The sequence below is a fragment of the Butyrivibrio sp. AE2005 genome, assembly GCF_000686965.1.
GTDB lineage: Bacteria > Bacillota > Clostridia > Lachnospirales > Lachnospiraceae > Butyrivibrio > Butyrivibrio hungatei_A.
Genome location: NZ_JMMD01000002.1, coordinates 151,548 through 177,939 on the forward strand (window position 1 = coordinate 151,548; position 26,392 = coordinate 177,939).

A 26,392-nucleotide genomic window follows, 5' to 3' on the forward strand; every position below is an offset into this window, starting at 1 on the left:
TTATGTTTGCTTCTTTCTTATTTTTCGTTCTTCCTCAAAGATGAAGTGGATAATATCTTCTCTGGAAGGTTCGTCGATATACACGTATTGGATACGATGTTCAAATAAACCCGGTCTACTTTCTAACTCTTGTACCTTTAATATGCTGCAAATCATCTCAAATTCTCTATCATTTGCCCCCCTCGGTAAACGATACGAGCAGTAAATTGTACTGCCCTCCTCGTATTGGAAGTTAGCCACAAACCGTAGCCCGCCTCCGCTTATGTCAACTATAACGCTCCTTTGGAGCGGTTTTGTCTTGTCGACGAGATATTTTCTGTTCTTTTCAAAGGCTTCCAGCTCTCCTTTTGTGCAGGTTCGGGATTTTAATTCAAGAGCACAGCTGAACCTGTAATACTCTCGTCTTTGTAGTCGTTGAAGCTCGCTGGAAAGATCGAGCACAAGTATATACATATTGTCGCTTCTGTACCTGTCTACAATCCTGGAATAACATTGAAACAATCCCTTGGTACTGTAGAAACACAAGCTATATTCTCCGTCAACGGGCAGTAGAACAAGTTTGCCTTTTTCAAACGGCATGAGGACTTCAATCCTATCATCCGAAGTCACATCCATAACTTTGCTCATATAGATGTGTCTCGTTCGCGTATCCTCATCCATCCAGACTTTACCGGCTGCCTTAAGTTCCACTCTTATCCCGGGTGAAATATAATCAGTGAGCATATAATACCTTGTCTCCAATCCGCCAATAATTAACGACTTAGTTTTCTGAAGTTATGCTTTGTCCCTGTGCTGTCTCCCTGCTGCTAAGCTTTCTTCCCGTAATAATATGTGAAAAGAAAGCCGCCATTCCTCTCTGCTTTACTTCTTCCTGACTTCCCGGATTCATAAGCTGATTCGCAATACTCTCAAACGCCTTAACCGACTTGGCATTCGGATACTGCAATGAAACCGGTGATTGTTGCATTACACTTCTGGCAAGATACTGATCCTGCGGGATTGCTCCCATGTAAGATAAAGGAAGTTTCAGATATCTGGCCACAACCGCGTTTAACTTATTAAACAGCTGCTGACCTTCATCACTTGATGAAACTCTGTTCGAAACAACTTTTACCTTAGTGTTCTCCCTCGAAAAACGCGGAGACTGGTTCAGTGCCTTAAGAAGTGAATACGAATCGGTAATCGATGTAGGTTCCGGTGTTGTAACAAGTATGATCTCACCGCTTGCCACAAGAAACTCCATTACCGCGCTCGATATTCCCGCTCCCGTATCTATTATTATTATATCAGCAATTGCATCAAGTTCGGCAAGATTAACAATAATATATACAAGATAATCTCTGCTTAAGTTATACATACCCGAAATTCCCGATCCGCCGGAGATAAATCCGACACCCTCAGGTCCCCAGGTAATGATGTCCTTAATATTCTTACCCTGATAGATAAGATCGCATAAATTGTGCTTTGGCACAGTTCCAAACATTATCTCTATATTTGCAAGTCCGAAATCGGCGTCCAGAATAATGACTCTTTTGCCCATCTTCCTGAACTGAACCGCCAGATTTATGGAAACATTTGACTTACCAACACCGCCTTTTCCGCTTGTAACGGTGATAATTCTAGCAAGCGGACGCTGCGGCTTATTTGAATTTTTAATAATATTTCTAAGCTGTTGCGCCTGATCCATATATAACTATCCCCAAATCAACTTTTTCCGCCAAGAAGGTTCTTTACTATTTTCTGTGCATCAAATACCGCGATGTCATCCGGCACGTTTTGGCCGTTTGTGATATACGCGATGGGCGAACCCGTATGCATTCTGATATTGTAAAGGTTACCTTTTGCGCCTGTCTCATCCATTTTTGTAAAAATAAGCTTATATGCAACCATTTCCGAATACGCATCCGAAATCTCAATGAGGTCGCGGTACTTGGTAGTCGCTGACAAAACAAGATAGTTTTCGCACTCCATAAGCTCCTCCAAAGCCCTTATGTAGTTCTCAACATCTCTTATAAGCTCTTCATTTTTAAGTGAATGTCCCGCCGTATCGACCATGATGTAGTCATATTCCCTGAAATCTTCAGCCGCCTGCTTCATCTCATCGACAGAATAAATAACCCTGAAAGGAATCTCAAGTATCGATGCATATGTGCGAAGCTGCTCGGCTGCCGCAATTCTGTATGTATCCATGGTCAAAAGAGCTACTTTCTTCTTTTTGGAAACAGTAAGCTCCGACGCAAGTTTGGCAATCGTAGTTGTCTTGCCGACACCTGTGGGACCTATAAAAACCTCAGCTATCGGCTTTTCTTCACCGACTTCTTTTATAGGCTCAGACTTACCGAACTTAAGAACCATCTTCTGATAAACGTTTGCAAGCGCGTAATCAAAAGGAAGTCCGGGTTTACTTATCTTTTCAACCTCATCGGTAAGCTGGTTTACGTATATCTCGTCAACTTCATTCTCTATAAGAGTATTATATAACAATTTTATGAAAGAAAGTGTTTCTTCTGATATATCATTTTTAGAAGTTTTTACGCCATCATTATTTTTCTCGGGAACAACACCCGTTTCTTTTTCAGCTTTGGGAACAACAACCTCCTTCTCATTCTTGAGAATATTTTTCTCCAAAAGAGAGCTGAGATTATCAAGCTTTTCTTCGATAGCGCTGTTATCTTCCTTCGGCGCAGAAACCTTGGTAGCCGTCGCAGCAGCGGAAACCACGGTATCTCTTTGAGCATTGTCAAAAGAGCCCCTGCTTTCCTGTACTTTGGGCTTTTGCGGAGTATAGGTCGTTCTTACCGGCCTTTCAGGTTCCTCCTCAAGTGCCACTGTCACTTCAATCTTCTGAGACTGGAACAGAGCCAGAAAACCGGACTTCTTAACAGGTCGCACATTCATTACGACGATGTTTCCCCCGAGCTCCTTTTTTGCCTCATCCGTGGCTTCGCTTTCATTTTTTCCAACATACTTTTTAATAATCATTTACGCAGTTACCATCCCCACCGATTGTAGTTCGATACTGGCTTCGACTTCGTTATATGAAATAACAACCAGATCTTTATAGTAGTCTTCTGTCATCTTCTTAAAGTACATACGCACTATAGGCGACGCCATGATGATTGCCTGTTTACCCGCATCTTCAAGCTTCTTGACCTGCTCTCCCACAGCAGCAAGTATAGACTTGGTTCTGGCGGGATCAAGTGTAAGATAAGCACCTGTTTCTGTCTGCTTAACGCTGCTCATGATCTCCTGTTCGATCTTGGGATCAAGAGTAACAACGCTCGTAGTCTCTCCCGGCACAAAATACTTGTTGGAGATAGCTCTCTTTAAGCTCTGTCTTACATACTCCGTAAGGATATCCGGATCGTGTGTAGACGGAGCAAAATCTGCAAGCGTCTCGAATATTGTCACAAGGTCCCTTATGGAAATGCCTTCGCGAAGGAGATTCTGAAGAACCTTCTCAATCTCACCAAGGCTCATGAGCTTAGGCACAAGCTCTTCCACAAGAGCATGATTGTTCTCTTTCAGATTGTCCACAAGGTTCTGTACATCCTGCCTTGTAAGAAGTTCCGCGATATGTTCTCTTATAATCTCCGTCAAATGCGTAGCAATGATTGACGGCGGGTCTACAACGGTGTAGCCAAAGCTCTCTGCTCTTTCTCTCTGTCCCTCCGTGATCCATATCGCAGGAAGGTGGAATGACGGCTCAAATGTAGGAATACCTGTAATCTCTTCCTCGACATGTCCGGGATTCATAGCCATGTAATGATCGAACAAAATCTCACCGTCACTAACCTGTATACCTTTAATTTTAATGATATATTGATTAGGATTCAACTGAATATTATCTCTAAGTCGAATTATCGGAACAACGGTACCAAGTTCAAGGGCAACCTGCCTTCTGATCATAACAACTCGGTCGAGAAGATCTCCACCCTGATTAACATCAGCAAGCGGAATAATACCGTAACCAAACTCAAGCTCGATGGGATCAACCTGCAATAGACTCGTTACATTCTCGGGCTGTCTTATCTCTTCAGCCTGCTGTTCTTCAGGCGATGCAACTTCTCCCTCAACCGCAACTTCCTCGATAGTCTGACTCGCAATTCTTCCCATAAAGATGAATCCTGCACCGAAAGCAACATAAAGAAGCGTAGGAAGCGGTGAAAAAATTCCAAGCCCTGACAAAACTCCGCCCACAAGGTAAAGAGTCTTCGGCATACCAAAGAGCTGACCGATAAGCACGTGGCCAAAATCTGCCTCTTTTGATCCCTTGGTAACAAGGATACCTGTCGACATCGATATCATAAGAGAAGGAATAGAACTTACAAGTCCGTCACCCATCGTGAGAATCGAATATGTATTGATGGCAGTATTTACGTCCATCCCTTTTCTCAGGATACCCATGGCAATACCGCCAAGAAGGTTAACCGCCGTAATAATAAGGCCCGCAGTCGCATCTCCTTTTACATACTTCGTAGCACCGTCCATAGCTCCGAAGAAGCTTGCTTCATCCTGAATCTTCTGTCTTCTCTGTTTCGCCTCAACATCAGTGATGGCACCCGTATTAAGATCGGCGTCGATAGCCATCTGCTTACCGGGCATGGCATCAAGAGTAAATCTTGCCGATACTTCCGCAACTCTCTCAGAACCTTTGTTGATGACCATGAGCTGTACGATTATGAGAATTACATAGACGATAGCTCCGACAATAAGGTCACCTCCGCCAACGAAGGAACCGAATACTTCAATAACTTTACCCGCACCGCCCTCTGTCAGGATAAGACGGGTAGATGAAACGTTAAGTGCAATTCTGAAGATAGTCGTAAAAAGAAGTATCGTAGGAAAAAACGACATATCCAGAACATCAGCCGCAAACATGGCAGTAAACATGATCACAAAAGAAAGTGACATATCAAAAGCAAGGAGAATATCCAGCACCCAGTCACGAAGCGGTATAATGAGCATTACGATAGCCGCAACAATATATAAAGCAAGACCGTAATCATATACGCGGTCTCTGATTTTTTTCGCGTCCATGCCGTACTCTCCTTTCTGTAAAAATTTCTAAATTCATAACTAAACCTTTTAAATCTTACCCTTTAAGTGGTAAACATAAGCAAGTACTTCGGCAACCGCCTTATAAAGCTCCGGCGGAACAAGCTCGCCGACTTCAACATTCGCATATAGCATACGCGCAAGCGGCTTGTTTTCTACAATCTCGACGTCATTTTCCTTAGCAAGCTCTTTTATCCTCTGAGCCATGAAATCCGCGCCCTTCGCAACAACAATGGGAGCTTCCGCTTCTTCCGCATCATACTTAACGGCAACAGCATAGTGCGTCGGGTTCGTAATAACAACGTCCGCCTGGGGAACTGCCTGCATCATTCTTCGTCTTGACGCTTCCATCATCCTTCTCTTCTGCGCCGACTTAACCTCCGGGCTTCCCTCGGAATTCTTGAACTCATCCTTTACTTCCTGCTTGGTCATCATCATATCCTTGGTAAACTTGCGCTTCTGATAGATGAAATCCGCGATTGCTATGATCATATACGCGATCGCAACCCTGAATCCAAGGTCTATAATGAGATTCCCCATAAGCCCGATTGCCTGACCAAGCGGCATATCATACAGAAGGAACAGATAATCATTTCTTTTTGAAAAAAAAGAAAATATAACAATTCCCATAACAATGAGCTTTAGGATTGATTTGGCAAGTTCAAAAAGCTTTCTCGTAGAAAAAATCTTTTTAAGTCCCGAAACGGGATTAAGCTTTGAAAGCTTTGGCTGCAGCGGCTTTGATGTAGGCTTATAACCAACCTGAACATAGTCGCAGATAAAAGCAACGGCAAATCCGACTATAAAAAACGGTGCACACAACAAAAGAAGTGTCAGCATCGCCTTATTTATAATGCTAGTGATATACGCAATGGGGAGCTGCCCGTCATAAGTCCTCGCAACATTGGGAATGTCATTGTACACTCGCGGGAAAATATTGGTAAAAGTGCTTCCCATAAGTGCGTAAACCAATCGCAAGATCACGAAAAGTGCCAGCAGGCTAAACGCCGTCGCAACTTCCTGACTCTTTGCAACCTGGCCTTCTTTTCTGGCATCTTCAAGCTTTTTAGCCGTAGGCTGCTCGGACTTCTCGGCACCGTTCGCATCCTCGGCAAAGAACTGCAGATTGTATTTAATTAACAACGGCCTGTATTCAAACTCAGCCTCTCTGCATGCTGTATACAAATTCCTGCATAAGCTCCTTCATATTATTAAAAATAAAGTTTGACGCATCTCCCAGCATCGATACCGTGATCAGCATTACCATAAGCCCTACGATGATCTTTATCTGAATACCTACAGAGAACATGTTCATCTGAGGCGACACCTTGGCAAGAACGCCGAGGATAACGTTTGTGATAAATGTAATGATAAATATCGGCAGGCTTATTCTAAAGCCGATGACAATGTAATCTCTCAAAAAGGCGACTACGGCGTTTAGCATCCTGTCACTGTGAATGACCGCACCGTTAATCGGTATCAGGGAAAACGTATCAATAAGCGAATCCAGAATATATCTGTACATTCCCGTAATGATAAGCGAAACAATAAGCACCTGCGAATAGAGCTGACCTGTAATAGTAACCTGTTCGTTCGTATTCGGGTCAAAAAGGTTTACCATCGACAAGCCTATCTGCATATCAACAATCTGACCCGCAAAGTTAATTACAAGCTGGCACAACTGCACCGCATAGCCCACAAGAAATCCAACCGTAACCTCCTTCATAACGATCACCGTGTAACCGATAAGCGTGTTATATGAAGGCGCCGTATACGGAACAGCTCCGTACACAAGAGTTGACAAAAGCAAGCCAAATCCCACTTTTACAAGGTTAGGCGTCTGCCTTCCTCCAAAGAAAGGGCAAACAAAGATAAAACTTGTGACTCTTACAACTATTAGCAAAAAAACTTCCAGATCGCCGTATCTGAAGTTGTAATCGATCATACTTCACCTCTAGCGCACATACTTCGAAAAATCAGACCAGATAAGTGTAATAAAGCCCGAAAGCTCAGTCATCATCCAGTTTCCCGTCAGCATAATCATAAGAAATACGCATATTACCTTAGGAACAAAGGTAAGCGTCTGCTCCTGTATCGAAGTAACCGTCTGAAATATTGAAATAATAAGTCCGACGATCATCGAAGTTAAAAGAACCGGAAGCGACATCTTAATAACGAGCATAAGTCCCTGATTTACGATCGTATTGATATCCGCCATTGTTATCATAAAAACATTCCTCCCCTATCTCATAACAAAAACTAATAGAACGACTTGACCAGATTACCGATGATAAGGCTCCATCCGTCAGCAAGGACAAAAAGAAGTATCTTAAACGGCATTGAGATCGTAGTCGGCGGAAGCATCATCATACCCATACTCATAAGTACAGATGCCACAACCATATCAATAACAATAAATGGAATATATATCAAAAAACCAATTATGAACGCTGTTCTAAGTTCACTTACAATAAAGCTCGGAATCAGTACAACATTGGGAATACTCTCAAGTTCTCCGTCCCACTCGGTCTTGTTTATCTCCATAAAGAGCTTAACGTCCTTAGTCTGGGTCTGGCCGTACATAAACTGCCTAAACGGCGCCATTGCGACCTTTCCGAACTCTTTCTGGTCCATCTCCCCCTTTTCAAAAGGAATGACCGCATCATTATAAACAGTCGTAAGCGTCGGCTGCATAATGAAAAGTGTCATAAACAAAGCAATCCCAATCATCACCAGGTTGGGAGGAGATGTTTGGGTTCCTATCGCGGTTCTGGTGAAATGGAGCGCCACGATGATTCTCGTAAAAGAAGTCATCATCACAATAAGCGTCGGCGCAAGGGAAATGAGCGTTAAAGTAATAAGTATCCTCAGTGATCCGCTCAGTGACCCGTTTCCGTTGTCATATGTAACAGTAACCGTATTGGCTATATTAAGTTTTTTCAGATCGTCAGGGGACTCTGCTGAACCCGGATCCGTGATATTTGTTCGTTCAGCTTCAGAACCTGTAAGATTAGATTTTCTTGAATTGGTAGGATCGGTAGGTTTGGTATCTTCAACCACATTTTCGGTAGCAACTACCTTAACGGGTACTGCAAATGACAAAAAGAGTATCAAAAAAACAGACAAAAAGGCGATAAACGCCCCTTTTTTCAAACGACGTTTTTTAAAGATATTCTTTTTATTCTCTCCCCACTGTATACTCATAATTTATTTCTTAAACTCGCTTTTTATTTTTTCAAGAATTTCGTTAAAGCTTAACGTGCCCGCATTTTCAGGATTGTCAAAAACAAGTGACTCCTTGTCAAGTTCGCATAATGCAGTAACTTCATCCTTCCCCACTGCGATGGCCATATATTTATTACCCAGACGCACTATCTGGATATACTTGGTAGTTGAAATCCTTCCGGTCTCCAAAACCTCAATGTTCTTTCCGCTGCCCTTTTCTTTTTGATAACCGGCAAGCCACTTGGTCACATAATAAGTAAGCCCCAGCACAAGAACAAAGATTATTAAGATGGCAACAAACTGTAAGTAAGATTCGGCTGACATTATGCAAACACTCCATCTGTTTCTTTTTATATAAAAGAAATCTTGTAAAAAGAAATCGTCACTGAACAATCTCGGTCACACGAACACCGAAACTTTCTTCAATTACAACTACTTCGCCTTTTGCAACGAACTTACCGTTTACAAGTACGTCGACAGGCTCACCCGCAACCTTATCAAGCTCGATAATGGTACCGGGTGCAAACTCCAGAATATCGGAGATCGGTTTAGCAGTTCTTCCAAGCTCAACCGTAACTTCCAAAGGAACATCCTTGATGATGCCGATATTTTCCCCTCCGGCCATCATTCCGGGACCACCCGCAAACGTCTGGAACTGTGCGGGCTGAATGTTCATATTCATCATCTGAGGCATCTGCATCTGCGGCATACCCATCGGAGGGGTCTGCATCTGTGGCATTCCCATCTGTGGCATCTGCATTTGCGGCATACCCATCTGTGGCATTCCCATTTGAGGCTGCGCCATCATATTCGGATCGGGCGCTGCGGGCGCAGGCGCTTCTGCAGGCGCAGGTGCAGGTTCGGGAGCAGGCGCAGGTGCTGCTTCTTTTGCTCCTGAATCAGTAAGAACAAGATCTTTTAACGCCTTGGCAAAATCAATGGGATACAACTGCATAAGCGTTGAATCCACAAGATCTCCGACCTGCATCTTGAAAGATATCTTTACAAATGTTCCCATAAGGAACTCTGCGATATCCGAAGGATCGTCGTTGATCATATCAAGAAGTGTAGCCTGCGGTGGGCTGATATCAACCTTCTGATTGATCATTGTAGAAAGAGATGTTGCCGCCGCACCCATCATCTGATTCATTGCTTCAGAGATAGCTGAAAGTTGAAGTTCTCCAATCTCTCCGGAAATATTTGTTCCGTCGCCACCCATCATTAGATCGGTGATGACCATAACATCACGTTCTTTCAGGATAAGGATATTGGTTCCGTCAAGACCTTCCGTATACTGAATCTGAATAAAGACGCAAGGTCTCTCATAGTTATTTATTACATTTTCCCAGTTGGCAAGTTCAACCTGGGGTGTTGTAATATTAACCTTCTGATTTACAAGGGAATACAGCGTAGTAGCCGAAGATCCCATACTTATATTAGCCACCTCACCGATGGCATCTTTTTCCGCATCATTAAGAAGCGATTCGTCTATCTCGCTTCCTCCTGAAACCGGTGCGCCGGAAGTTACCGGTATATCCGAATTATCGGAAGGTGCTTCTGCAGCCGGAGCATCACCTTCTCCACCGGCTGTTGAATCCATGCCGGATAGCAAAGCATTAATTTCATCTTGAGATAACATTCCATCCATGCTCCTACTCTTCCTCCTCTCTTACTACCGACGTGATCCTGACGGCGTATTTATCTTTCGTAGTACCGGGCAAACCGGTGAATTTGTAGATATTTCCAACGTAAACCTGCATATCCGTGTTTACTCTGTTATCAAGTCTGATAATGTCGCCGGGTTGCAAATGAACAAAGTCATTAACGGAAACATTACACTTGCCAAGAACCGCTCTTACGGGAACATCAACATGTTTGACCATAGTCTCAAGATATTCTCCGAAATCTTCATCCACGTTCTTCTGCATCGTGGAGAACCAGAACTTGGTATTAAGTTTATCCATAACACTCTCAAGCGTGAAATAAGGAAGACATACATTCATAAGTCCTTCCGTTTCACCGATCTTAATATTAAGAGTGACGATGGCGATCATGTCTGTAGGTGAAATAACCTGTGCAAACTGCGGGTTTGTCTCTATCTTTTCCATGACCGGATTGATAGAAACAACATTCTGCCACGGCTCTACCATAAGCTGCATGCAAATAGTCACAAGCTTCTCTATAAGTGGCATCTCAATATCGGTGAATGGTCTCGGTTTATCAAGTCCGATGCCGGTACCTCCAAGCATCCTGTCGATAAAAGAGAATCCGATGTTGGCCTGCAGTTCCAAAATAATCGTTCCCTGTAAGGGGAGGAAGCTTATAACTCCCAAAATAACCGGGTTTGAAAGGGCATTGCTAAACTCCGAATATGTAACCGTCTCTGAGTTAGCAACCGACACCGTAACATTCTTTCTAAGATATAAAGGTAATGTAGTAGACAAAAGCCTTCCGTAATGCTCGTATATCATCTCCAAAGTTCTGAGATGTTCCTTGGAAAACTTCGCCGGACGTTTAAAGTCATAATCTTTGACTTTTTTCTCGTCTGCGGCTTGCATCTGATCTACATCTAGTTCACCGCTATTAAGTGCTGCCAACAGACCATCTATTTCATTTTGTGACAGTACTTCGCTCAAGTTGGATCTCCTTCCTCCGATAAATAGCTATCGGCGTATCCTTTTTAATAAAATGCAGCATTACTGATAAAGCACACTGCTGAAATCAACTCTGTAAATAAAGTTGGAATTGTAAAGTTCTCTTACCTTATCAACAATTGCATCTTTTGCGGGCTGACTGTTTTCCTGAAGTTCTTCCATTGAATAACTTGAAAGTGTATCGGTAACAATTGACTTCACACGATCTCTCATTCCCGAAAGCTGCTCGGATGAGCCATATGATGCATAATCAGGATTGGCTGTATTCATGGAAAAAACAACTTCAACAACCATCATATGTGATTTGCCGTCATTGCCCGGCTTAAGATTTATGGTAAGCCTGTCCTGATTTCCAACAAATCCGAATGTAGCTATTTCATTAACTCCCGAAGGTTCTGAAGGCTCAGTGTTAAGTCCTCCGCCGACACCGCCGCTTGTTTCAAGTTCAAGCGCAGCCGCTATGTCAGAAACAAGTTTGGCCGTCTGGGAATTTGTAGTCATAACACTCAAAAGCATAAAGCCCGTCATGGCGATATTTACAACAAGTAAAGCCAGAATGATGATTGATAGTAAATTCTTTTTCATTTGAAAAATCCCCCTCTTTTAGTATGAAGAACTAAGTGGATTATATATTTTAATCTCAACTCGTCTGTTACGGGCTCTTCCCTCATCGGTTGAATTATCAGCGATCGGGTTATATTCCCCTCTGCCCGTATGAACTATGTTCGCAGGATCAAGATTAGTGTTCTCACAAAGATAATAGAAAACCGAAAGAGCTCTTCCTGAGCTGAGCTCATCGTTGTTCGCATACTTTCCGCCTGAAGACATGGGAACGTTATCAGTATGTCCCTCAACCGCAACAGTTCCTCCGGCATAAGTCTCGAGTATCTGCCCAACTTTATCTATTACAGGTTTTGCATCTTCCTTAATATCAGTCTTGGCAGAATCAAAAAGGATCGAACCCTGTATGGTAAGCTGAACAAACTGACTCGTATAATTAAGAGCAACAACATCCTCTATATCTTCTTCATTAAGAGCTTCCTCAATCTTCTCAGCAAGCTCCGCCGAAGCTTCGAGCTGTTCTTCCTCAGCCGCTTCCATAAGTTCCTTTTGGTTCATATCACCGACTTCCACATCCTCGGTGTCGGAATCTTCACCGGTCTGCGCAAGACCCATGGAAGTCACATAACTTGAAAGCTCGGTAAGCTGTGACACACCGTCTCCGATAAGTGCACCCTGGCCGATAGCCATCTCACCGCCCGAGAAAAATCCAAACGCCGAACTAAACGACGCGGCAACCTCTTCAAACTTAGCGGCATCCATAGTTGACATGGAGAAAAGAAGTACGAAGAAACAAAGGAGCAGATTCATCAGATCTCCAAATGTCGCGGTCCACGCGGGCGCGCCCGGTTTTACTTCTTCTGCTTTTTTTGCCATTATTCTTCGCCTCCACCTGCTGAACCTGTTCCGGTCTCAGCTTCGTAAGCCGTTCTGTCAACGGGTGACAGGAATGACTTAAGCTTCTCTTCTGTTACACGGGGATTTTCACCCGCCTGTATAGACAAAAGTCCTTCAATGACAATACTCTTTGACATGTACTCTGCATTGCTTCTTGCCTTTAACTTGGCTGAAGCAGGGAAACAGAACCAGTTCGCCATAACTGAACCGTACAATGTCGTGATAAGAGCAGTCGCCATGGAAGGTCCAATCTTCGATGCATCACTCATATCATTAAGCATGTTAACAAGTCCCAAAAGTGTACCGATCATACCCCAGGCAGGACCCTGTGACGCAATGTCTTCAAATAAAGAATAGTTAGTCTTATGTCTCTCAGCCATAGCATCTATCTCGGCCTCAAGAATGCTCTTTACAAGCTCAGGCTCGGTACCGTCGACAATAAGCATGACGCCTTTTTTCATAAAAGCATCGTCAAGATTGCCGGCCGCTTCTTCCAGAGCGAGAAGGCCTTCTTTTCTGGCTGTATTGGACAGATCGATGATCTGCTTGATTACGGCCTTGGTATCATCGGTAGTAAGTTTAAATATTCGCGTATAGCACTTGAGTCCGCCGGTAAACTCCGAAAGCGGTCTGGATGCCAAAACAGCCATCAAAGCTCCACCGAATGTAACCAGAGCCGACGGCGCATCCAAGAAATTTCCAACAGAACCGATGCCTCCGGATGTGATGATTCCAAGAAGCATAAATACAATTCCCATTACTACACCGATAATCGACGCAATATCCACAGCATTTACCTCTCACATTAAAAATTAGTCAACATCTTCTTCCGCACGTTTCAGGAATTGATAAGACTGCAAATATCTTCCATGCTCTCTTTCACAATAAGCTTTCTTCCGGTAGATAAGACCACGACAGTATCCGGATTACTCTCAACTGTCTCAATCAAACTCGGATTAATGAGTATCTTACGCGTATCCATTTTGGTAAGCTCAATTACTCCCTTGTTCATAAACACCTTCTGATATAAAATTACATTTTTTAGTGAAAAAATAGACTAGAAACGAAACTTAATTTCTTAGCATATTAATTTTACCATACTAAAATGCTTAATTCTTGCTTAAATGCAACTTTTTTAGTCCAATATGAATCGTAATTTCATTTTAGAGCAAAATGAATGAAATAAAGTTGGTAATTATGTTTCATAGTGCATGCAATATACTACATATAGTGGTATTCAATTTATTTTAACACATTTTCATTTACTGTACAGTACTAAATATCAAAAACAACGGTTAGTTTCTATGATTTTTCTTGACAAAAAATAAAACGCTCACACCCCAGTCAAGTGCAAGCGTTGCCCAATGTAATTAATTTTAATTGAAATTACTTATTTTTTAGATTTTCAAGCAATTTTTCAGTCCTGTCATTCTTGATCTGTTCAACAAGTTGAGAATATCTGTCTTTTTCAGCAAGTAATTCTTTGTATGCGTCATTCTTTGCCTTGAGTTCCGCATTCACTGTAACAAGTTTGATCTCAGCGGTATGTGAAGTTCTCATGGATTCGATATCGTCGCGCAAAGATTTGTTTTCCTGCGTAAGCCTTGCATTTTCCGCAACTAAAACTCTGTTTTCCGAAGCAACTTTTGATATATTTTCTCTGAGAGGATTTTCTTTATTCTTAAGTTCTTCCACTTCATCCATGAGTTTTACGGAAGATGCAACTCTTTCATCGTAAAGTTTCCTTATATCAGATTCATTTTTCTTTGCTTCAGCCAGTTCTTCTTTTATAGAAGAAACTTGTTCTTTTAATTCATTGCACTCTTCTTTGCTTTTCTCAAGCTCTTCTTTCAGATGTTTAATCTCATCCTGAATCTTTTGCTTTAATTCATCATTTTCTTTGCGAAGCGACTCTGCCTTTTCTGCAGCCCCGTCTTCTCCGGCTTTTATATCCTTAAGATTTTTCTGAAGTTCGCAGATTATCTCATCTTTAGTATCAAGTTGTTTTGCAAAATCTACACGGGCAAGATCTGCAGCATCGTTTCTGGATCTAATAAGATCCATGAAAATATCATGCATCTTAGCCTGGTACTTCTCGAATTCTTCGAGCTGTTCCGCACCTGCAGGTAAAGCATCTTTCTCTATCTGCCCTTCATATACCCTAAGAAGTTCCGATACGGCATGTTGCTGATTCCCGCCAAGTTGTGCCGCAAGTTTCTTTATATATTCAAACGTTTCATCCGTAAGTCTCATTGTGCGAGGCTTCGTTGTATCATCTACAGTTCTTTCTTCCTTAGTTGCTTCCTTGTCGCTCATTATGCCTCCTTGAAAATAGTAATCTTATGAAATATGTATTTTTACTGACTTTATTGTATCATCTCAGCCTCTTGATCTCAATACAAAATGTACACATTACAATGTGTACATTGTACACGTATATAGAGTTCGCAAAATGCATATTATGCGAACCTAAAATCATTGAAAAACGCGATAAATACGTATATACTATCGTTATGCCCAATTTTAACTCCAAAATTCAATTGATGAATTTTGCGAAAAAAACGGCTCAAAAAACATGGAGAGACATCAGATTCAGATCAGATTTGATCAAGGACTAAAATAATGGGACAATACGCTACCGTACCGATTACGAGAGAACAATACACTGAAATAATTGAAACAATGAGAACCGGAGCTTCCAAGCAATTCAGGGCCAATCCCAGAATTGCCGAGATTCTTATAGCGGAGGCCAATCTCGGAATCCGTATCGAAGACATTCTTGCTTTGAAGCCTTCAAGCTTTATTGCTGCAGGAAATGTCCATAAGATAAATATTGTTGAAATGAAAACAAAGAAAAAGCGGTATAAGACCATTTCTGAAGAATATTATAAACATCTGAAAAATTATATTGCCGAAAATAACACCCAAAATGAAGATCTTATATTTAACATTAGCGAAAGAGCCGTCCAGAAATATCTTCGCAAAGTCTGTGAATATCTCGGCTACGAAAACGTATCGACACATAGTTTTAGGAAATACTGTGGCATGCGCTTATATGAATCCAATGGCTATAATATTGTTCTCGTTATGGAATTTTTCCAGCACTCTTCTCCTGACATTACAAAGAGATATCTCGGTGTAGACGCCCGTGAAATGGAAGAAGCACTCCAGAACCATGTCGAACTAGTATAATGAATAAATCGCCCACATCCCCGACCGGATGTGGGCGATTGCCTTATGATTTAATTGTATATGTTACAGATTATTATCTCTTAAGGTTTGTAAGTTCCTCAAGAAGTGTATCGGATACTGTGATGATACGGCTGTTAGCCTGGAATCCACGCTGTGTTGTGATCATCTCGGTAAACTGTGCAGAAAGGTCTACGTTTGACATCTCCAATACACCTGTGCTCATGTAGCCACCGTCAGTTGTGATATCCTGAATTGTAGCATCACCTGAGTTAAGAGTTGATGCATAGAGGTTATCACCCTGCTTTGAAAGACCCGATGCATTAGCAAACTCTGCAGATGCGATCTGTCCCAAAAGCTTTGTCTGGCCGTTTGAATATGATGCATAAATCTGACCGTTATCACTTACATTTATACCATTCATCTCTCCAACTGCACGTCCTGTATTAAGTGACTTTATATCACCTTTGTTTGCAGTGATAGTTGAAGATTTATTTGTATTGTAATTTGTAAGATTCGAGAAATCGATGCTGATCGTATGATTTCTTTTCATTTCTTCAGCATTTGCAGGATTAGCCTGGAAACCAAATGCCATAAGTCCTTCAGTGTTCTGACCGTTTAATCCAAACGTAATATTCGCACTCTTGCTCTTTGAATCTCCGTCAGCTGAAACAATCGAACCGGTAGCCTCATCAAACTGAAGCTGAATTGTACGATTACCAATTCTAAGATTTATCTTTCCAAAATCAGATCCCTCAGCTGTAATGATCTCGTATGTTCCGTCACCGCCAAAAGCTGCAGCAGCCTTATCGCTGATTCCGTACACTTTCTTAAGAAGTCCTTGTTCTTTACTTCCTTTACCATCTATTGCTTCTAATAGATCAGAAATTTTTCCTGTAACAGGTACTTCCTTAAATGCTGAAGATGATAAATACTTAATAGTTCCATCCGTATTTTGTTCGATAGAAAATTCACTCGCTGCAATTCTGCGGGGATCTGCCGTTTCCATATGATTGATTGAAATCTGTCCGTTTGTCGAAATGCTAAAGCTGTAACTAACACCGTTTCTAAGCTGCACAGACGGAAATACATCTCTAATTAAATCAGCGTTAAGATTATTCATCGTAAGCTTATTACCGGGAAGATAATAACCTTTTTCAAACTTCTCATTTGGATTAGACGTATTCTTAAAAACATAAGAAGGTTCATCAACAACAAATCTGTTGTTATTTGTTGTGTCTTTCTCAACAAAGCGCGCTGTTTTTTCAGCTACAGCCTTTGAATACTTCGTTGTAGCATTCGGATAAGGCTTTGCTATCTCTCCTTCTTTTTCAAAGTTGATTACAAGGACCTTATCTCCTGTAACATCGCCAAGTTTAACTTTTACATTACTTACAGCAACGGGGTTTCCATTTTCGTCTGTTAATTTAGTTTTGCTCTGTGCCTCATCGACAATAGTTTGCGCAACAGCCCTTACATTTGCATCAGTTGTCGTATCTGAGATCACATTCTGCAAACTTTTAAGAGAAACCGAATCAGCTTCTTTTCCCCATCTTTTATTTAATGCAGTAAATAAAGATTTTATTGCATCATCATCAGTAAGAGTACTATCAAGTGACTCTGTTACAGGATCGGCATCTATATAGCCCGTCTCCATCTGGAATAAAGAAACAACACCTTCTGAAGAATATGTATATCTAAGATTACTAACACCCGAAACAATCTCTGAAAGTTTTCTGCCCGCAGCATCTCCAATGAAGTTAAAGCTATCCATAACACTGGAGCTAATTTCCTTTGGCTCTGAAGTTACGGCAAGTCCGATATCCTTTTTATAGAATGAAAGCGTTCCGTTTGAATCATAATCATATCTATAATCAGAAGTTCTATATTTCGAAATGTCGCTATCATTCATTTCGAAAACTTCTTTTAAAATGCTTACAGAAAGTTCATTTGCGCTTCCGGTTGTAGGAACCTTATATGCAACCTGTGTATCCGCATCAACAAAGAATTTTTCTTTATTCGCTGCTCCGCCTTCCTGTGTTGAATCATCCTGATTGAGCCAAGCATAACTTCCGGAACATGCCTCATCTTTATAATCCGTCATAGGATAAGTAACAGTAATTCTTCCGGAAGAATCAACGGAATATTTTGCATTATAATATTCTTCTCCGAATAAAGTTTTTGCTTTTTCATCAGTGATTCCATAAACAGTATCAAGAAGTCCGGCTTTTGTTCCATTTGACAAAAGATCCGACAGTTTACCATCAGAAGCCTTTACATTATCATACTTCACATCTCCACCGATTTTGTTAATTGTAATATGATCGGAATCGTTCTCTATTTTTTCAAATGTATAGCCCTGAATCGCAGTCTTCTTTTCTACTCTGGTGAGTCCTTCCAGATTTCCAAATGTTATCTGGCTCATAAGGCCGCCTCTGTCATCAAGCGAATTACCATTTGAATCAATAATATCTGTAAGCGTTAATGCAAAAAGATGATTGTCTACATTTCCATCTTTTGTATCTTTTAAAGTAAACTTTCCGGTATACAAATATCCTTTGTTATCATAAAACTCAAGTGTAATTGTTTTTCCGTCTACCGACATAACATTTGTATCGTTAGAGTCAATATTATTGTTAAAAATAGCCGCGGTTGTTGAAGCAGGTGAATATGTAAAGTTCGCAGGACTCATAATCTGAAGACTCGAGAGCCCTCCATTCTTATTTACTGTAATTTCACCGGTCTCTCTGTCTTCTTTTGCAGCCCATCCCTGAACGAGATATCCATTTGACTGCATTGCAAGGTTTCCCGCACCGTCAACATAAAATGATCCGTCTCTTGTATAGAGGTTCTCAACACCGTTATTTACAACAAAGAAAGACTTACCTGTGATCATGATATCAAAAGGGTTATTTGTAGTCTGTGTTGTTCCCTGAGATGTAATTGCTGTATTTATAGCTCCCGACTTAGTACCAAGACCAATCTGACGAGGGTTGATACCACCCTTTGTCTCTGTTGCTCCTGAAGCTGTCTGTGTTGTCTGATACATAAGATCAGAAAATGTGATTGACTGAGATTTGTAAGAAGTTGTGTTTACGTTAGCGATGTTGTTACCGATAACGTCCATTTTGGTCTGGTGTGTCTTAAGTCCGGCAACACCGGAGTAAAGAGATCTCATCATAAGGCAAAGTCCTCCATCATAAAAAAGAAATAAATTAAATAAATTGATTTTGGACGGATGCGTCGTGATTTTCGTCAAAGAACTTCCTTCTGTCGGTCGGGAAGTTAAGATTTCCTGACGGCAAGGCACTTCGGGCCTATCTGCCGCTTCGGTCCAATCATACGATCACTGCACCGTCTATGTTTGTGAAAACATTGTTTTTGTTTTCTGTCTGATCCATGGCTGTAACGACCATGTTATTGGGAACGTTCACTATAAAAGCAAGCTGGTCAACCAGAATAAGTGACTCTTTAATTCCCTTTTCACCGGCCTCAGCTTTTCCACGGTTAAGTCTCTGCATCTGTTCCTCAGAAAGCTCAATGTTTCTGTCGCTGAGTCTGTTTACGGCATGCTTAGAAAATCTAAGATTCTCCGTGCTGATATTATTATCGGCAGACTCTTGGATTTTGTTTAGAACAGATGCAAAAGAATTTTCACCTGTTGGAATATTTTGTTTGTTCTTATCCGTTTTTGGTACAGTACCGTTTAAATATTGGTCCTGCACCTGCCCGATGGACATAAACTGACGACCATCCATTGTCATAGCTTATACCTCCTATGCATTTGTTTACTTATCTTTATTAAATGTTCGATGTTCACTATTATTAAGATCATCAATTCTATTTACATACTGAAGAAGCGAAGTTACATAGTCTTTATCCATAAGCCTTTTCGCTTTTTCATCCATGTTCATGTAATAGTCATACATAGAATCGATTGTCTTTTCGTGCTCCTCAAGAGTCACAAGCGAAATATTATCAGGAAGCTTATCAATATTCTCCTGGAAATCCTTCACTGTATTAAGTGCATTCTCATAGTCTTCACCAAGTATCTGAGTAACATCGTCAACATTATAGTTAGTTCCGTTAATGTTAAGAAATGCCTTATTTCCGCTGTAGGTAACAAAGTCTACAACACCCTGAACCTCAGATTTAGTTCCGGTTTCAGGATTGGTCTGAGTTATTGTAACAGTCTTTCCAACCATCTCAGATGCTCTTGAAAGGCTCATAGCGTTAGCCATGTTGTTCATCTGCTCAACCTGAGTGAATGTAGCGTACTGTGAAATGTACTCAGTATTTGAAGTAGGCTCCATGGGATCCTGATATTTCATCTGGGCGACAAGGATCTTAAGAAAAGAATCCTTGTCGTAGCCCTTAGCCTGTGTATTTTTTTCTTTCGACTCGGTTTTATTTGAAGCGTTCTCAATCTTGCCGTCTTTAACTATTGCAGTAACAGAATTTACATCTGCCATAATAACCTCTTTCCGGCCGGCTTACGCACTGAAATCAACAGTGTTTCCGCTCATAGCCATCATCTGTGCCGATAATCTCTCGGCTTCGTCCATATCCGTTTCGCTTGCAATATCATCTGCATCCATCAGATTGATCCTGCGAAGTCCTTTTCTGCCCTTTGAAGCCTGTTCGTTATTTTCTTCGCTTCCGCCCTGCTGCTGAAGATTCTCTTCAAACGCGTGACTGGAAACGGTAACTTCTATGGAATTAACTTTAATGCCCTGTGCTTCAAATTTCTGCTGAAGCTGGATCATCTGGCTTTCAACCGCTTCTTTTACAATCTCGTTCTGTGCCGTGAATCTTGCAATAATACCGTCCTTACCGCTTGTAAGAAGGATATTTACATTACCGAGACTTGCCGGATGAAGCTGAAGTTCCATCTTGGTCACATCTTCGCTTGCAGAAACTGTTATCTTTTCCGTGATCTGTCTCACGATGTTCTCCATCTGAGCTCTGTCGGTATATGCAAGCATCTCTTCAGCCGCCGTCGAACCGTTTATCGCATCCGTAACTCCGTTAAGGAATTGATTAAATACGGTTGTTCCCTGTGATCCGTGATCATAGTTTCCTGACTGATTGTTGTTTTTTGTTGTGTTGTTGGAATTTTCAACGGGTTTGAATTCATCCTTGAATACATCAGCTCTGTCTACAGAAACCTCTTTTTGAACATCCTTGTGGATTTCCTTATCTATAGGTTCCCTTACTGCTTTTTCAGGTCTAAGATCGTTAATTTCGATCAAAGGCTCTGCTTCTGCCTTAGGCTGTGCATCTTTTTCCGTTACTTGAGAAAATTCCTCATGCATGTTGCTGACAACGGTTTCAAAATCTTCCTCAGTTAAGCCAAACTCATTCATAAGTTCGCTTCTCATACCATCCGCATCCTCCATGAGGTCCTGCAATGATGTATAGAGGTCTGAGTCTGTGATAAGATTTACTGCCTGTTCCTGTCCTCCTACAGTAGAAATAAGCTGTATAAGATTTTCAGGTTTAAACAGGTCCACCGCCGTGATTCCCAGTGCCTGCATAGCATTCACGATATCTTCCTCAGATACATCAAGCTCTTCTGCAATCCTGGTGATCAGCTTTTTGCCTTCTTCTGCAATGGCATCCTGCAGCTCTTCGCCGGCTTCCTTGCCATTTGTTTCTTCCGCAACCACTTTGTTGTCTGTATCAACGAGCTTATTTTCCGTGCCCGTGTTGTCGTTTGTTACATCCTTTGTAGCGACATTTGCAGTTTCCTTCTGCACCGATACATTCAAGTCTGTCTTTTCCTTAGACACAGTCACATCCTTTGCTGCATTTACAGAATTAAGCTGTGTAACCGCATCGTTTGCCTGATTCAAAATAGTGCCAAAGCTCATTGAAACATTCGCGCTATATCCTTCAGACATTGTTACGACTGAAACATTTGAGGCTGCAGTGCCGGTCGCCATAATATTCATGGCTGCACTAATTGGGTTTGCCGCACTGCTCATAGCTTCCTCCTTATGTATTTAATTTCCGAAATGCATGATCCCATAAAGATACCATGGCATCTCATACATTATATCGGCTTAATATCTTAAACCTTTATACATAATTCAAAAGATTTTTAGGAAATCATCCCGTAACTTTGGTTGATTTATTCTTAAGTGCATTAGGTTCCAACAGCTGAGTGAGTTTTGCGGCATTTTCTTCCTTCATCTGGGCAAGAATATCTCCGCGGTTTTCTACGCTCATCTGAGCCAGAATCTTTGAAACAAGTTCGATCTGATTTTCATTAACCATCTCATCAAAGATCTTGGCAGCCTGTTTAGCCTTCATTCCCGAATATGTCGTAGCAAAAGCCTTAATTGCAGCTTCTTCACCTTCATCGCGCTTGATCTTCTCATAGATCTTCTCAGCAGTATCGGGATCGATCTGCTCAAAATACTTAGCATATTCTTCAGGATCCGGCGCATTGTCGTTATAGACAATACTGTTGTAAAAAGCCGCTCTCTCTTCATAGAACTCTTTTTGCTGCTGTTCGAATGGCTCAAGTCTTTTCACTTCCGCTTCAAGCCTGTCTATCGTGGACGCATAGCTGCTGTTCTGGTTCATTTCATCCTGAAGAGCCTTCTCAAGCCTCTTTATATATGCATTAGCTTCATCGATAGTCTGAATTCCGCCGGCTTCGCTTCCTTCTGTGCTGAAGTCAATCGGCTCATCAATCTTTGCATCCGCATCATTTCTTGCTTCCTTGGGCAAAATGGCGTTAATTACAGGAATATCCTTAATAAGCGGAGCCATGATATCGGATCCGAAATTTCCTACGTTGAATTTTATAAGAAGTGCCATTATAGCAAGCCAAATAAGAACAATGAAAAAAGTGATCACGATGGTGGCAAGTCCGCCCGCATCGTCTCCGCTAAGTTCCGCCGACCTCTCGGCAAACTCATGCAGCTTTTCCTTATCAGCTTTCCTCTGTTCTTTAAGTTTCTTCCTATATTCTAATTTGTCAGCTTTTAGCTTTGCCTTCGCCGCCTTCTGATCCTCAAAAGGGGACATCGGCATATCCAGATCAGCCATATTTACTTCTTCTCCTGTTGTCTCTGTCCGTATGTGAAACTACTTCTCTGGTCGTTCTCTTTGGCTTCTTCCTGCTTTTCTTCCTCGAGATACTCCGCATAAGCCCTGTCGCGAAGGGTCTCCTGCATTTTTCTCTCCTGAATGGCTCTTGTAAGCTTTACTCTGACTTTTTCGACCTCAGCTTCATATTCCTTGATTACCCTCGACTGGGAAGCAATCATAACATCCATCTGAGCAGTGGCATACTGATTATCCAATATATCCTGAAGTCTCAGACTCGCTTCGTTTCTAAGCTCCTCAGCTTCGATAAGGTAATTCTCTTTTCTTTTTACATACTCATCCAGAATATCGTACTGCTTGTTAAGCTCCGCCTGGGCTGCGGCAAATTCCATCTTAACCTGCCCTTCGGTCTTTTCCTTGATATTCAGGATGCTCTGCATCTTATAGACAAATCTTGCCATAATAAAACCGCCGATTTATCAAAATCTGAACATATTTATAAGTTGATTCCTGATCTCTTCAAACGAGAATTTCTCATCAGTCTCCTGCAAAAGAAATTCATTTACCATTTCAATCTTGGATATCGCATAGTCTATGTTCTTGTTTGCCCCCATTCTGTACGCGCCTATATTTATAAGATCCTCGGCGTCATTATAGGTGGCAAGGACATTTTTAAGCTTTCCTGCAGCCTTCTTGTGCTCCGGATCAGCGATTGCGGACATACATCTTGAAATACTCGCAAGAACATCTATAGCCGGATAATGATTCTTCTGTGCAAGTTTTCTGTTAAGCACTATATGCCCGTCCAGAATACCTCTCGCGGTATCCGTTATAGGTTCGTTCATGTCATCACCGTCAACAAGAACGGTATAAAGACCTGTTATCGAGCCTTTCTTTGACTTTCCGGCCCTCTCAAGAAGCTTAGGCATCTCAGCATATACACTGGGCGGATACCCCCTTGAAACAGGCGGTTCGCCGCTCGCAAGTCCTATTTCTCTCTGAGCCATTGAAAAACGGGTAAGAGAATCCATCATGAGAAGGACATCCTTACCTTTATCCCTGAAATATTCAGCTATCGAAGTAGCCGTCTTGGCTGCCTTAAGTCTCTCAAGAGCAGGCCTGTCGGAAGTCGCGCAGACAACAATCGAGCGCTTCATACCTTCTTCACCCATATCTCTTTCGATGAACTCTCTAACCTCCCTGCCACGCTCTCCGATAAGCGCGATAACATTTATATCCGCCTGGGTATTTCTCGCAAACATACCAAGGAGTGTACTCTTACCAACACCTGAGCCCGCAAAGATTCCGATTCTTTGTCCTTTCCCGACTGTCAAAAGGCCGTCAACCGCCTTAACGCCAAGCGGAAGAACATCCGAAATCGGGTCTCTTGTCATGGGATCCGGCGGTTCATTCTCAACCGAATATGCAACTCCGCCTTCAAGTGCGGTTCCATGTCCGTAAGAAATACCGTCAATCCTTCCAAGTCCGTCAAGTGTCTTTCCAAGAAGTCCTTCGCCCACATTTACTCTGAGCGGTGAGTCCGTATTCTCAACGATACTTCCGTTTCCTATGCCACTTACATTCTCATAAGGCATAAGCTGAACGTGATTGTCCTTAAATCCCACAACTTCAGCCATTGCAGGCTTAGCATCAATGTTAATCGCAGATTCGCTGTCTTTTTTCTTTGGGTAAATAAGGCAGATATCGCCGAGTTTCGCATCGGGTCCCGCCGATTCGATAGTAAGACCGATAACATTGACAACCTTGCCCCTCATGCGATAATAAGGAGCATTTTGCATTTTCTTGTATTTAGATATATCAATTGAAGATGTGAGCATAATTTATAACCTACTCTTTATCTTTTCTTTCTGTCAAAAGAAAGAAGTCTGAGTTTTCTTGTGAGCTCAGAAAGCTCAACTCCGAGACTGCAATCAAAAACACCGCTGTCCGATTCTATCATGCATTCATTTTTCTTAAGAAGCGGATCTTCGATAATCTCCATAGTCGTACTCGGAGAAGAAATACATGCGTCGATAGAATCTTTTTCATCCATAACATCGTCGTAATCATCGGGGGAAATATGCACGATAAGGTCGTTACCGGGCTCGATTCTGGAAAGCGTATTCTTAAGAAGATGAAGTATGATTCCTTTATCTTCCCTGAGATCAACACCGAAAACATGCTCATAAATCTGAGTCAGCACATCAACCATCTCAGGTTCAAGTTCATCGACGATCTGCTGATACTCTTTGTCGAGTTCTTCCTGCTTTTGAAGCGTTTCCTGTTTTATCTGCTCAACAGCAGCAAGGCCTTCCTGATATCCGGCGTCATACCCTTCCTGTCTTCCCTGATCCATAGCCTGATTTCTGATATTCTCAGCCTGTTGCTGTGCATCATTTATAATCATCTCGGCCTGTTCCTGAGCCTGCTGGAGTTTAAGGTCTATCTCAGCCTGCATGGCTTCCATATCAAACTGAGGGTCCGGAAATGATCCCAGCATATTCTGGTCCTGAGTAAGCTGATCGATCTGTTCAAGTCCTATCCCCGGAACAAAATCTTCAACACCCTCGCCCTCTTCGTAGCCTTCCTCCTGCATCATTCTGGTTCTCTGACGCTTAAGTTCCCTTTCCTGATATGCCTCAATCTTTCTGTTTGAAAGATCGTTATTATCTATTATTCTTGCATCGCTCTGATCAAAACTCACAAAGCCGGCTTTAAAAAGATTAGACAATTAGCTCATCACCTCCGCCTCTGGAGATTACAATTTCACCGGAATCCTCAAGCTTTCTGATGACATTGACGATCTTCTGCTGAGCTTCTTCAACATCCTTCATACGAACAGGTCCCATGAAATCCATATCCTCTCGTATCATGGCTGCAAGACGCTTTGAAAGGTTGTTGAAAATAGCGTTCTGAACCTGCTCCGTAGCACCTTTACATGCAAGAGCAAGATCGCTGTTCTCAACTTCACGCAGCACTCTCTGAATGGATCTGTCGTCCAAAAGAAGAACATCCTCGAACACAAACATCTTCTTTCTGATCTCGTCTGCAAGTTCGGGCTCTTCGATCTCGAGAGTCTCCATGATATGCTTTTCTGTAGCTCTGTCTACCGTATTCAGGATTTCTACAACAGCATCTACGCCGCCAATGATTGTGTAATCCTGGTTTACAAGAGAAGAAAGCTTTGATTCAAGCACTTTTTCCACTTCCTTTATGGTATCCGGACTTGTTCTGTCCATGGATGCGATACGCTTTGCAACATCAGCCTGCCTGTCAGGCGGAAGAGCCGACAATACCATTGCGCTCTGAGACGGTGACATATATGACAATATAAGTGCGATCGTCTGCGGATGCTCATCCTGAATGAATGTAAGTATCTGAGAAGGTTCTGTCTTTCTGATAAACTCGAAGGGCTTAACCTGAAGCGAAGCTGTAAGTTTACTGATAACATCAAGAGCCTTATCTTCACCGAGAGCTTTCTCAAGAAGCTCCTTAGCATAATTGATACCGCCTTCTGCGATATACTGCTGAGCAAGGCAGACTCCGTAGAACTCTTCAAGGATTGCTTCCTTGATCTGCGAAGTAACGCTTCTTGTATTGGCGATCTCGAGGGTAAGTTCCTCGATTTCTTCCTCTTTCAGATGCTTAAATATGGCGGATGATTTCTCCGGTCCCAATGCAATAAGGAGAATCGCCGCTTTTTGTGTGCCGGTAAAATCCGAAGTTAAAGGATTTGACCCTATATCCAT

The 26,392-nt window shown here is 42.0% G+C and carries 26 protein-coding genes; 1 reads left to right on the forward strand and 25 read right to left on the reverse strand.

What is annotated here, in order from left to right; translation table 11 throughout:
* The 16 genes from DL92_RS0102765 to DL92_RS0102840 all read right to left on the reverse strand — a co-directional run bounded on the left by DL92_RS0102765 (nt 1) and on the right by DL92_RS0102840 (nt 14,711).
* Complete coding sequence (locus tag DL92_RS0102765) at nt 1–723, reverse strand: flagellar brake protein (RefSeq protein WP_026654762.1); 723 nt, start codon at nt 721–723, stop codon at nt 1–3.
* Nucleotides 724–760: 37 nt separating this feature from the next.
* Nucleotides 761–1,687: a MinD/ParA family protein gene (locus DL92_RS0102770; protein WP_026654761.1), complete on the reverse strand. Its 927-nt coding sequence runs from the start codon at nt 1,685–1,687 to the stop codon at nt 761–763.
* Nucleotides 1,688–1,704: 17 nt separating this feature from the next.
* On the reverse strand, nt 1,705–2,982 hold the full coding sequence (gene flhF / locus DL92_RS0102775) for a flagellar biosynthesis GTPase FlhF (protein ID WP_026654760.1): 1,278 nt from the start codon (nt 2,980–2,982) through the stop codon (nt 1,705–1,707).
* Nucleotides 2,983–5,040: a flagellar biosynthesis protein FlhA gene (gene flhA, locus DL92_RS0102780; RefSeq protein WP_026666838.1), complete on the reverse strand. Its 2,058-nt coding sequence runs from the start codon at nt 5,038–5,040 to the stop codon at nt 2,983–2,985.
* Nucleotides 5,041–5,088: 48 nt separating this feature from the next.
* Nucleotides 5,089–6,243: a flagellar biosynthesis protein FlhB gene (gene flhB, locus DL92_RS0102785; RefSeq protein ID WP_026654757.1), complete on the reverse strand. Its 1,155-nt coding sequence runs from the start codon at nt 6,241–6,243 to the stop codon at nt 5,089–5,091.
* Nucleotides 6,218–7,003, reverse strand: coding sequence for a flagellar biosynthetic protein FliR (gene fliR, locus DL92_RS0102790; RefSeq protein WP_026654756.1), 786 nt, complete (start codon nt 7,001–7,003; stop codon nt 6,218–6,220). Before fliR ends, flhB begins: the two co-directional genes overlap by 26 nt.
* Nucleotides 7,004–7,012: 9 nt before the next feature.
* Nucleotides 7,013–7,285, reverse strand: coding sequence for a flagellar biosynthesis protein FliQ (gene fliQ, locus DL92_RS0102795; protein ID WP_026654755.1), 273 nt, complete (start codon nt 7,283–7,285; stop codon nt 7,013–7,015).
* 32 nt (nt 7,286–7,317) lie between these two features.
* Nucleotides 7,318–8,262, reverse strand: a complete 945-nt coding sequence (gene fliP, locus DL92_RS0102800; protein WP_081670602.1) for a flagellar type III secretion system pore protein FliP — start codon at nt 8,260–8,262, stop codon at nt 7,318–7,320.
* 3 nt (nt 8,263–8,265) lie between these two features.
* Nucleotides 8,266–8,607 (reverse strand): flagellar biosynthetic protein FliO, encoded by a 342-nt coding sequence (locus DL92_RS0102805; protein WP_034461954.1) that lies wholly within the window; start codon nt 8,605–8,607, stop codon nt 8,266–8,268.
* A 58-nt stretch (nt 8,608–8,665) separates the two neighbouring features.
* Complete coding sequence (fliY, locus tag DL92_RS0102810) at nt 8,666–9,931, reverse strand: flagellar motor switch phosphatase FliY (protein ID WP_026654752.1); 1,266 nt, start codon at nt 9,929–9,931, stop codon at nt 8,666–8,668.
* Between the two features lie 4 nt (nt 9,932–9,935).
* Entirely contained in the window at nt 9,936–10,919 is a 984-nt protein-coding gene (gene fliM, locus DL92_RS0102815; protein WP_026654751.1) for a flagellar motor switch protein FliM, read from the reverse strand.
* 60 nt (nt 10,920–10,979) lie between these two features.
* A complete protein-coding gene (locus tag DL92_RS0102820; RefSeq protein ID WP_026654749.1) occupies nt 10,980–11,522 on the reverse strand; it encodes a flagellar basal body-associated FliL family protein in 543 nt (180 codons plus the stop codon).
* A gap of 18 nt (nt 11,523–11,540) precedes the next feature.
* Nucleotides 11,541–12,374, reverse strand: a complete 834-nt coding sequence (locus tag DL92_RS0102825; protein WP_026654748.1) for an OmpA/MotB family protein — start codon at nt 12,372–12,374, stop codon at nt 11,541–11,543.
* Nucleotides 12,374–13,183: a motility protein A gene (locus tag DL92_RS0102830; RefSeq protein ID WP_026654747.1), complete on the reverse strand. Its 810-nt coding sequence runs from the start codon at nt 13,181–13,183 to the stop codon at nt 12,374–12,376. The genes DL92_RS0102825 and DL92_RS0102830 overlap by 1 nt, the downstream gene beginning before the upstream one ends.
* Before the next feature lie 50 nt (nt 13,184–13,233).
* Nucleotides 13,234–13,407, reverse strand: a complete 174-nt coding sequence (locus DL92_RS20625; RefSeq protein ID WP_081670600.1) for a flagellar FlbD family protein — start codon at nt 13,405–13,407, stop codon at nt 13,234–13,236.
* Nucleotides 13,408–13,781: 374 nt separating this feature from the next.
* A complete protein-coding gene (locus DL92_RS0102840; protein WP_026666840.1) occupies nt 13,782–14,711 on the reverse strand; it encodes a coiled-coil domain-containing protein in 930 nt (309 codons plus the stop codon).
* A 306-nt stretch (nt 14,712–15,017) separates the two neighbouring features.
* Here DL92_RS0102840 and DL92_RS0102845 point away from each other — a divergent pair, with 306 nt between their 5' ends.
* Nucleotides 15,018–15,587 (forward strand): tyrosine-type recombinase/integrase, encoded by a 570-nt coding sequence (locus DL92_RS0102845; protein WP_026666841.1) that lies wholly within the window; start codon nt 15,018–15,020, stop codon nt 15,585–15,587.
* A 73-nt stretch (nt 15,588–15,660) separates the two neighbouring features.
* Here DL92_RS0102845 and DL92_RS21425 read toward each other — a convergent pair whose 3' ends face one another.
* From DL92_RS21425 to fliG, 9 genes are all read right to left on the reverse strand, one after another.
* Nucleotides 15,661–18,765 carry a flagellar hook-basal body complex protein gene (locus DL92_RS21425; RefSeq protein WP_051625208.1) on the reverse strand — a complete coding sequence of 1,035 codons (3,105 nt, stop codon included), beginning with the start codon at nt 18,763–18,765 and terminating at the stop codon, nt 15,661–15,663.
* Between the two features lie 157 nt (nt 18,766–18,922).
* Nucleotides 18,923–19,348: a TIGR02530 family flagellar biosynthesis protein gene (locus DL92_RS0102855; protein ID WP_026654740.1), complete on the reverse strand. Its 426-nt coding sequence runs from the start codon at nt 19,346–19,348 to the stop codon at nt 18,923–18,925.
* A 24-nt stretch (nt 19,349–19,372) separates the two neighbouring features.
* Entirely contained in the window at nt 19,373–20,056 is a 684-nt protein-coding gene (locus tag DL92_RS20025) for a flagellar hook capping FlgD N-terminal domain-containing protein (protein WP_051199084.1), read from the reverse strand.
* Nucleotides 20,057–20,077: 21 nt separating this feature from the next.
* Nucleotides 20,078–21,571, reverse strand: a complete 1,494-nt coding sequence (locus tag DL92_RS20030) for a flagellar hook-length control protein FliK (protein WP_051625209.1) — start codon at nt 21,569–21,571, stop codon at nt 20,078–20,080.
* A 124-nt stretch (nt 21,572–21,695) separates the two neighbouring features.
* Nucleotides 21,696–22,643 carry a magnesium transporter MgtE N-terminal domain-containing protein gene (locus DL92_RS0102870; RefSeq protein ID WP_026654739.1) on the reverse strand — a complete coding sequence of 316 codons (948 nt, stop codon included), beginning with the start codon at nt 22,641–22,643 and terminating at the stop codon, nt 21,696–21,698.
* A gap of 2 nt (nt 22,644–22,645) precedes the next feature.
* A complete protein-coding gene (locus tag DL92_RS0102875) occupies nt 22,646–23,104 on the reverse strand; it encodes a flagellar export protein FliJ (RefSeq protein ID WP_026654738.1) in 459 nt (152 codons plus the stop codon).
* Between the two features lie 18 nt (nt 23,105–23,122).
* Nucleotides 23,123–24,442 (reverse strand): flagellar protein export ATPase FliI, encoded by a 1,320-nt coding sequence (gene fliI / locus DL92_RS0102880; RefSeq protein WP_442856120.1) that lies wholly within the window; start codon nt 24,440–24,442, stop codon nt 23,123–23,125.
* A 56-nt stretch (nt 24,443–24,498) separates the two neighbouring features.
* The gene (locus DL92_RS0102885; RefSeq protein WP_026654736.1) at nt 24,499–25,374 is read right to left on the reverse strand and encodes a FliH/SctL family protein; all 876 of its coding nucleotides are present in this window, start codon (nt 25,372–25,374) and stop codon (nt 24,499–24,501) included.
* Complete coding sequence (gene fliG / locus DL92_RS0102890) at nt 25,367–26,392, reverse strand: flagellar motor switch protein FliG (RefSeq protein WP_051199082.1); 1,026 nt, start codon at nt 26,390–26,392, stop codon at nt 25,367–25,369. The genes DL92_RS0102885 and fliG overlap by 8 nt, the downstream gene beginning before the upstream one ends.

Coding starts and splice junctions, on each gene's coding strand:
- DL92_RS0102870 (WP_026654739.1), bottom strand. CDS start 22,643: ATGGCTGATCTGGATATGCCGATGTCCCCTTTTGAGGATCAGAAGGCG.
- DL92_RS20030 (WP_051625209.1), bottom strand. CDS start 21,571: ATGAGCAGTGCGGCAAACCCAATTAGTGCAGCCATGAATATTATGGCG.
- DL92_RS0102805 (WP_034461954.1), bottom strand. CDS start 8,607: ATGTCAGCCGAATCTTACTTACAGTTTGTTGCCATCTTAATAATCTTT.
- DL92_RS0102765 (WP_026654762.1), bottom strand. CDS start 723: ATGCTCACTGATTATATTTCACCCGGGATAAGAGTGGAACTTAAGGCA.
- flhF (WP_026654760.1), bottom strand. CDS start 2,982: ATGATTATTAAAAAGTATGTTGGAAAAAATGAAAGCGAAGCCACGGAT.
- DL92_RS0102875 (WP_026654738.1), bottom strand. CDS start 23,104: ATGGCAAGATTTGTCTATAAGATGCAGAGCATCCTGAATATCAAGGAA.
- DL92_RS0102855 (WP_026654740.1), bottom strand. CDS start 19,348: ATGACAATGGATGGTCGTCAGTTTATGTCCATCGGGCAGGTGCAGGAC.
- DL92_RS21425 (WP_051625208.1), bottom strand. CDS start 18,765: ATGATGAGATCTCTTTACTCCGGTGTTGCCGGACTTAAGACACACCAG.
- DL92_RS0102845 (WP_026666841.1), top strand. CDS start 15,018: ATGGGACAATACGCTACCGTACCGATTACGAGAGAACAATACACTGAA.
- fliI (WP_442856120.1), bottom strand. CDS start 24,442: ATGCAAAATGCTCCTTATTATCGCATGAGGGGCAAGGTTGTCAATGTT.
- fliR (WP_026654756.1), bottom strand. CDS start 7,003: ATGATCGATTACAACTTCAGATACGGCGATCTGGAAGTTTTTTTGCTA.
- flhA (WP_026666838.1), bottom strand. CDS start 5,040: ATGGACGCGAAAAAAATCAGAGACCGCGTATATGATTACGGTCTTGCT.
- fliG (WP_051199082.1), bottom strand. CDS start 26,392: ATGGATATAGGGTCAAATCCTTTAACTTCGGATTTTACCGGCACACAA.
- DL92_RS0102825 (WP_026654748.1), bottom strand. CDS start 12,374: ATGGCAAAAAAAGCAGAAGAAGTAAAACCGGGCGCGCCCGCGTGGACC.
- fliQ (WP_026654755.1), bottom strand. CDS start 7,285: ATGATAACAATGGCGGATATCAATACGATCGTAAATCAGGGACTTATG.
- fliP (WP_081670602.1), bottom strand. CDS start 8,262: ATGAGTATACAGTGGGGAGAGAATAAAAAGAATATCTTTAAAAAACGT.
- DL92_RS0102770 (WP_026654761.1), bottom strand. CDS start 1,687: ATGGATCAGGCGCAACAGCTTAGAAATATTATTAAAAATTCAAATAAG.
- DL92_RS0102840 (WP_026666840.1), bottom strand. CDS start 14,711: ATGAGCGACAAGGAAGCAACTAAGGAAGAAAGAACTGTAGATGATACA.
- DL92_RS20625 (WP_081670600.1), bottom strand. CDS start 13,407: ATGAACAAGGGAGTAATTGAGCTTACCAAAATGGATACGCGTAAGATA.
- DL92_RS0102820 (WP_026654749.1), bottom strand. CDS start 11,522: ATGAAAAAGAATTTACTATCAATCATCATTCTGGCTTTACTTGTTGTA.
- fliY (WP_026654752.1), bottom strand. CDS start 9,931: ATGGATGGAATGTTATCTCAAGATGAAATTAATGCTTTGCTATCCGGC.
- DL92_RS20025 (WP_051199084.1), bottom strand. CDS start 20,056: ATGGCAGATGTAAATTCTGTTACTGCAATAGTTAAAGACGGCAAGATT.